This is a genomic window from Chitinophaga sp. (genome assembly GCF_036569125.1).
GTDB lineage: Bacteria > Bacteroidota > Bacteroidia > Chitinophagales > Chitinophagaceae > Chitinophaga.
In genome coordinates this window covers 1-7,006 of record NZ_DATCRF010000369.1, presented here as the reverse complement: position 1 = coordinate 7,006, position 7,006 = coordinate 1, and the positions used below count along the sequence as shown (strand labels likewise).

At 49.3% G+C, this 7,006-nt stretch carries 6 protein-coding genes; 3 read left to right on the top strand and 3 right to left on the bottom strand.

All coding sequences use genetic code 11. From position 1 onward, the window contains the following. Together VIM87_RS13805 and VIM87_RS13800 are read right to left on the bottom strand one after the other, a co-directional pair. The coding region (locus VIM87_RS13805; protein ID WP_331997558.1) for a zinc metalloprotease at nt 1-937 on the bottom strand (937 nt) is incomplete at its 3' end. Nucleotides 938-1,092: 155 nt separating this feature from the next. Further along, nucleotides 1,093-2,025, bottom strand: coding sequence for an AraC family transcriptional regulator (locus VIM87_RS13800; protein ID WP_331997557.1), 933 nt, complete (start codon nt 2,023-2,025; stop codon nt 1,093-1,095). Between the two features lie 152 nt (nt 2,026-2,177). Here VIM87_RS13800 and fdhA point away from each other — a divergent pair, with 152 nt between their 5' ends. From fdhA to VIM87_RS13785, 3 genes are all read left to right on the top strand, one after another. Next, complete coding sequence (gene fdhA / locus VIM87_RS13795) at nt 2,178-3,368, top strand: formaldehyde dehydrogenase, glutathione-independent (protein ID WP_331997556.1); 1,191 nt, start codon at nt 2,178-2,180, stop codon at nt 3,366-3,368. A gap of 274 nt (nt 3,369-3,642) precedes the next feature. Beyond that, the gene (locus VIM87_RS13790) at nt 3,643-4,044 is read left to right on the top strand and encodes a heme-binding protein (protein ID WP_331997555.1); all 402 of its coding nucleotides are present in this window, start codon (nt 3,643-3,645) and stop codon (nt 4,042-4,044) included. Between the two features lie 63 nt (nt 4,045-4,107). After that, on the top strand, nt 4,108-5,370 hold the full coding sequence (locus VIM87_RS13785; RefSeq protein ID WP_331997554.1) for a hypothetical protein: 1,263 nt from the start codon (nt 4,108-4,110) through the stop codon (nt 5,368-5,370). Here VIM87_RS13785 and VIM87_RS13780 read toward each other — a convergent pair. Continuing rightward, nucleotides 5,367-7,006: hypothetical protein (locus tag VIM87_RS13780; protein WP_331997553.1), on the bottom strand; the 1,640-nt coding region annotated here is incomplete at its 5' end. The two genes, VIM87_RS13785 and VIM87_RS13780, sit on opposite strands and share 4 nt — an antisense overlap.

Here is a 7,006-nt window from a genome sequence, read left to right as displayed (position 1 = left end):
CTTTCTGGCCGGCGCTGAACATGTACATGCAGGCATCATCTGTATAGTCCATGAAGTTCATCGTCATTTCAACCGGCGATCCGGAGCAGGTGCTCAGGTGCGGGTAAGAGGGGCATCCGAAATTAGCGTCGTTATGCTGCGGCGTATCGCTTACCAGGTCGCTGCCGCAAAGCGCATCACCCCAGATATGATACAGGTTCAGGAAATGGCCTACTTCATGCGTAGCGGTTCTGCCAAGATTAAACGGCGATACAGCAGTGCCGGTATTGCCAAAATAACGGTAGCCGATCACCACACCATCTGTAGCAGCGCTACCACCGGGGAACTGCGCGTAACCCAGCACTTCCTGCCCGCCGTAGTTAATGTAATTCACCACCCAGATGTTCAGCACAGAATCCGGTGTAGTAGGATTAATACCACCTAAAGAACTTTTCTTCATGTTCTCAGTACTGGCAGACCAGCTGGTTTTGGTAGAGGATTTACGTACCACATTTTTCAATGTAAAGTGAATACCCACATTAGCCTTTACACCGGCAAACAGTGCGGGTACGCTGCCATACTCACTGTTGGCGGCATTGTAATCTCTTTCCAGCACATCGATCTGTGACTGGATCTGCGCCAGGGAAATATTTTCCGTTGTGGTGCGGTACAGCACATTTACCACTACGGGTATCTGCACGCTGCCATCGGGCAGCAGGCGGCCTAAAGACCTGTCTTTAGCAATACGCTGTGTAAGGTTTTCAATAGACTGCAGGCGTTGGCCACGGGCCGGGTCTTTTGAGATCTGGTCTTTCAGTATGCCCATGCTGGCGCAGGCACGTGCGGTTGCTGCTGCGGGTACAGGATCTTTTTCCGGGTTGCCGGCAGGGCGTTCCTGCTTGGTACAGGCAGCCAGCATAAGGGTTATACCAAATAGGATACTTAGTTGCTTTTTCATACAGATTGCGGTTTTGTTGTTTGCTCATACAGCTATCAGGTAAGAAATACCTTGGGGGGAGCCGATAGCAGGAGAGTTAAAACGGGTTCTCCGCGCTAAAGTAACTAAAATACCTTTGCGCATACCGGGGTGAACAACGGGACCTGCCCGTGTAATTATGAGGGAGTGTTTGCGTGATGACGCAGTGAGCTATTATCCGGCTGCAGTGCGGCGCGGTACTCGCCCGGCGTTACCTGCTCCTGTTTCCTGAACTGGCGTATAAAATAAGGGATGTTATTAAATCCGCTCTGGTAGGCTATTTCAGCTATGCTTATGTCGGCCTCCTGCAGCAGCTGCCTGGCCAGTGCAATACGTTCGCGTACAATATAATCTGCAGGTGAAAGTCCCAGGTAGCTTTTAAATGCTTTAAAGAAATTGGTGCGGCTCATACAGGCAACGCGGCTCAATTGTTCTATGCTGATCTTTTCAGTGATATGCTGTTTTATAAAATGCAGCACATGTGCAAAGTGATTGCTGTTATGGGCATATTCGCTGGCCTGCTCCGTTTGTGAAAGATGTTGCTGCTGCGCTATCAATACCAGCAGCTCTTTCAGGGAAAGCTCCACCCGCAGCTCATTCATCGGTTTATGGTCCAGGCTTAGATGTACGATCTTATTTATAGTAGCGGTGATCTCCGGGTTATGCAGAAAAAAACAGCTGTCCATAGGTAAGGCCCAGTGATGGCTGTTATCCATTGTATTATATTCCTCATCCAGCTGATCCAGGTTTTGCTGAATAAAATTTTCTTCCATCATTAAAGCCGTGCATTGAGTGGGAGAGGAGACGCCGGCTTCCGGATAATCGATCAGCATGGCACGCTGCGCCGGTATGATCAGCGATTCACCGGGCAGGTAATCAAAAGGTGCTGAACGGTCCATGCGGATCACTTTTTTACCCCGCATCATAGACATTATGGTAAGATGATTGAACTGTAATGGCACCGCCTGTGCCTGCTGGGTAGTTTCAAACAGGTTCAGCTCACAATGGGCGTAGCTGTACACGCGGCGTTGCTCTACGGCTGGCTGTATAATGGGGGTTGGTTGTGCCATAGTTCAATTTAATGCATTTCAGGCACTCATAGCGCACATTTGTACGATAGTGTTACCGGAAATGTATTATAGTGTTATGTAAAGGAGCAGGAATGCAGGAAGTTTGAATGCAATTATTCCGCGTTTTCTTCACTTTTAAATTATCTGAGCTTATGAGTAACAACAGGGGTGTAGTATACATCAAACCAGGGGTAGTGGAAGTGCAGTCTATTGATTTTCCCAAGCTGGCGCTGGGCAACCGCAAATGCGAGCACGGTGTTATACTGCAGATCGTTTCAACCAACATCTGCGGCAGCGATCAACATATGGTAAGAGGCCGCACCACCGCGCCCGAAGGGCTGGTGCTGGGGCATGAGATCACCGGGCTGGTGCTGGAAACCGGCCGGGATGTGGAGTTCATAAAAAAAGGCGACCTGGTATCCGTACCCTTTAATATTGCCTGCGGCCGCTGCCGCAACTGCAAGGCCGGGCAAACCGGCATTTGCTTAAATGTAAATCCTGCCCGCCCGGGCGCTGCATATGGGTATGTGGATATGGGCGGATGGGTAGGCGGCCAGGCCGAATATGTAATGGTGCCTTATGCTGATTTTAACCTGCTGAAATTCCCGGATAAGGATCAGGGCATGGCCAAGATCCGCGACCTTACCTTATTATCTGATATTTTCCCCACCGGCTATCACGGCGCTGTTACCGCAGGCGTAGGCCCGGGCTCCATTGTATATGTAGCCGGTGCAGGGCCTGTGGGGCTGGCCTGCGCAGCATCCTGCCATTTGTTAGGCGCAGCAGTGGTGATAGTGGGGGATATGATCCCCGAAAGATTGCAGCAGGCTAAAAGCTTTGGCTGTGAAACAGTAGACCTGCGCAGCGATACCCCTTTACCGGACCAGATCGCAGCTATCATTGGCACACCGGAAGTTGATGCGGCAATAGATTGTGTAGGTTTTGAAGCAAGGGGCCATGGCAGCCACTCGCATTCAGAGCAGCCGGCCACGGTGTTAAATGCCGCTATGCAAATTACCCGCGCCGGCGGCGCCATTGGTATTCCCGGCTTATATGTAACAGAAGATCCGGGCGCTAAGGAAGATGCCGCCAAACATGGCAACCTGAGCCTGCGCCTGGGATTAGGCTGGGCCAAATCATTGTCTTTTGCTACCGGCCAGTGCCCGGTAATGAAATACCACCGGCAGCTGATGAATGCTATTTTGTATGATAAGATTAAGATCGCCAAAGCCGTAAATGTAGAAGTAATAAGGCTGGATGATGCGCCCCGTGGGTATAGTGATTTTGATAAGGGCGCTGCTAAAAAGTTTGTGCTGGACCCCGGTGGCCTCATCAAAAATTAAACCGTTAACGAACCGTGAACATAACCATAACCTGCCGGTGCTGACCAAAAAAAATGTAAAATCATAAATGTAAAATTTTAAATGTAAAAGTAAAATGCCGTGAATATACCTACCCAGTTTCGAGGCATTTACTTTTACATTTATGATTTATCTCGTTCATAAAGTCTTTTCAATGGTCTCTATGAACCTCCTTTGTCGGTTTGAAATTTTACATTTTACATTCTTTTGGTCTCCGGTAGTACCCTTATTTATTTTGTAATCTAATATCGTAATTATGAACCTCACCTTAGCACAAGCCGAAGCGGCTGTAAAAGCGGCTAAAGAAAAAGCTGCTGCCTTGAACACTTTAATGAACATTGCGGTAGTAGATGCCGGCGCCAACCTCATTGCATTTGTACATATGGATGGCGCCTGGCTGGGCTCCATTGACATATCCATGCGCAAAGCCCGCACGGCCCGTTTCTTTAACATGAACACCGGCGATATTGGCCAGCTGTCGCAACCCGGTGGCTCCCTGTATAACATTGAGCATTCCAATGGCGGGTTGATCACCTTTCCCGGCGGCATTCCTGTTAAGGACAGCAAGGGCACGGTGATAGGCGCTATCGGCGTTTCCGGCAGCACGGTGGAGAATGATCATGCCGTTGCAGAAGCAGGTTTGAAAGCAATAAGCTAATCTGTGGTAACGTTAGTTAATGCAGCAGAACAGATCATTGTTTTGCTGCATTAATATTTTTATATGAGATCCCTTATTGCCTGTTGCTTACTACTGCTTACCCTCAGCGCCGATCATGCACCTGCCGGTAATGCTTACTATGATTTCCCGGAAACGATCATCGCACATAACCAGCACAATATAAAAGATGGTACATTAAGCCAGCTGTTATCCATTTGCGGTTATTACCGGGAAAGTATGCAGTATGAGGATAGCGCCGGCGCAGTAAAGCTGTCATTAGCCGGCTACAAAGTAACCGCTGCAAAAACGGAGATCATTAAAGAAGCAGGGAAATACCGTTTTTTACTGCTCAACGAAGCGCATAACAGGCCCCAGCATCGTTTGTTCACCAAATCGTTATTGAAGGAGCTGTATGCGAAGGGCTACCGGGTATTTATGGCAGAAGGTATCTGGCAGGGCAATACCCTGGCCGCAAAAGGTTACCCGGTGTCAACAGACGGCCGCCTGATCAATGAACCTAACTATGCATCCCTGCTGAGATATGCGCGGAAACTGGGTTATAAGATCTATGCCTATGAGTATGAACCCCGAAAAGCAACCTGGGACGATAGTATTAAGCTGGATCAATACGGCTCCGTGAAATACCTCAGCTATGATCCAAAGGATTCCATGAGTGTGATACGCAATGAAAAAGGAGAAATAACCTGGCTGCATTACACCGCTGTAAGGGAGGAACAGCAGGCCGCCAATATTGTAAAGGTAGTGAAGCAGAACCCCGGCGCCCGCTTTGTTATTCATGTAGGATACGCTCATTTGCTGGAATGCTGCTCCATGATGACCAGCCAGCTGAAAACATTACTGAACCAGGAAGAGGTGCTCACCATTAACCAGACCAACCTCGATGAACGGCGAACCATCTTAGATACAGCCACCGGCAATATTGTTAGCCGTCCGTTCTTTTACCTGTTGAAATATAAGGATCAGCATAAATTTTACCGGAATGCGGAAAGCGGCGCAGTGGATCTGAATGTTTTTAATGCGCAGCTAAAGGATTCACTGGGCCGGCCGGGTTATTTATGGATGGATGTGGAAAAGCGTTTCCCTTATTACATTCCGGCCAACCAGTTAAAAGAAGGCCCCTGCATTTACAGCGCATATGATGCTGCAGAATATGCAGCAGAAGACAGCAATACCATTGCTAAAGATGTTATTTATGTGAAGGATGTAAATGCTGCGCCACCCTTATTGTTATATAAAGGCCGTTATACCATTGTGAAGAAAACACGCGATGGTACTTATAGCAGCTTCCCTGCAAATATTCCTTAATGTGGCCTGCTTCCTGTACGCAGATTAAACGGTGTGGTGCCTGCCGGCAATCCTGCATTAAATAACCTTAATAAACGGGTAAGGTGCCGGGTATGTACATTGGTGGAGTGGTAAGAATCGCCCATAATAGTATTGGTCCGGTTAGCCCCTACAGATGCATCGCTGGTAAGGTCAGGCGCGGCCTGTGGCGATCCGGTCATGCCCTGCATGTTGGAAAGCGCCAGGTTCTCTGCATCAATAGCAGTAGGAGGAGTATGTACAAAACCAGGAATGGCGGCCGTAATTTCTGCGCTGGTGCCCGGCAGGTTGTACTCATCCGATGCGCCTATGATATGCCCGAATTCATGCGCTACCGTGCCATTAGGCACATTCAGGAACCAGCAGGTTTGTTCGGAACGGCCCGGGGTTAGATTGGGCGCACAGGTTAAGGCATTATTGGTCATTACGCGGATGGTCACTGCATCCGGGTCTGGTTCTGAAAGGAATAAGGGAACAAACACTATATTATACGACAAGGTTCCGTTAGTGATATAGAAATGCCTGTTCCATACACTCGTAATAGCATTCATCCACCGGTCATACACACCGGCATTGGCTCCCAGGAAATAAAAACCGCTGCAGCCGGGTGCACCTGTAGTAGGGCAGTGTGCAGTATCATTCCCGTCCACAAACCGCATGCGTACTATTACCCGCAGCTCTGTACCGGAAATGTAGCTGTTGGCGGAAATGTGTCCTGTAAACTGTTGCATGGCATAGTTGCCGCCGCCTACAGGGCGCTCATAATGCGCTTCTTCATAAGTGGTGCTATGCCGCTGACTGATGTTGGCATCATCCCGGTGATCTATCAACCGCAGCAGCTCATTCAGCAAGGGATCGCCGCTGAATTCCACGGTCACTACCTCACGCAGCATGGTGAAATAAATATCGCGGTCATAATCAGGCGCGCTCTGTAATACTACAATGCTCAGCATATCTGCCAGCAGGCGTGCATCGTGGTTAGATACGGCCAGGGATAAACGTAAATGTGGCTCCGGGGTATGATTATGGAACTGGAGAATGGTATACACCGTCCATAAGGTACGGCCACGGAAATACCGGCGTATGGTGCCAAAGAACACCGTATCACGGATCAGCAGGTCGGCTTCATCCGGCGTAACGTTGCGTAAGCGGTTCAGAAAGGTAATACCATCTGCCCGTGCGCCGGTTAAAGGTTCCAGCACCCGCTCGCGTATGATGCGCGTTCTTTCCAGCCTGGCCTGGTTATCTGCGCTGATAACGCTTTCTATCATCCGCATAAATTCATCATGCGGGGTAGCGGGTGTGGGTGGCGAAGGCGCTTCCTGTTTTTGAATAAAGGGTGTTAAGGGTTTGCGCTGCACTTTTTCCTCTTCCTCGCAATGCGCGCATTTACGTTGAATGAAGGACGGTTCCGGCATGCGCATAACGGTATCGGCTATATTATCTGCTTCCTTTTCCAAAGGATCATCTACTGCGCCTACATTTAGCCGGCATTGTATGGGCAGCCGTTGCAGCGGCTCCAAAGCACTATCGGCAGTAAGCGGCTGTGTAAGCATTGCCGGTGCTTCTGCGGCCGGCGCCTGTTGTGGCTGGGGTGTTATGGAACTGTGTGTTGCCA

Bases quoted from the DNA above. Each gene is read 5' to 3' on its own strand.
- VIM87_RS13800 (WP_331997557.1), bottom strand. From the start codon at position 2,025: ATGGCACAACCAACCCCCATTATACAGCCAGCCGTAGAGCAACGCCGC.
- fdhA (WP_331997556.1), top strand. From the start codon at position 2,178: ATGAGTAACAACAGGGGTGTAGTATACATCAAACCAGGGGTAGTGGAA.
- VIM87_RS13785 (WP_331997554.1), top strand. From the start codon at position 4,108: ATGAGATCCCTTATTGCCTGTTGCTTACTACTGCTTACCCTCAGCGCC.
- VIM87_RS13790 (WP_331997555.1), top strand. From the start codon at position 3,643: ATGAACCTCACCTTAGCACAAGCCGAAGCGGCTGTAAAAGCGGCTAAA.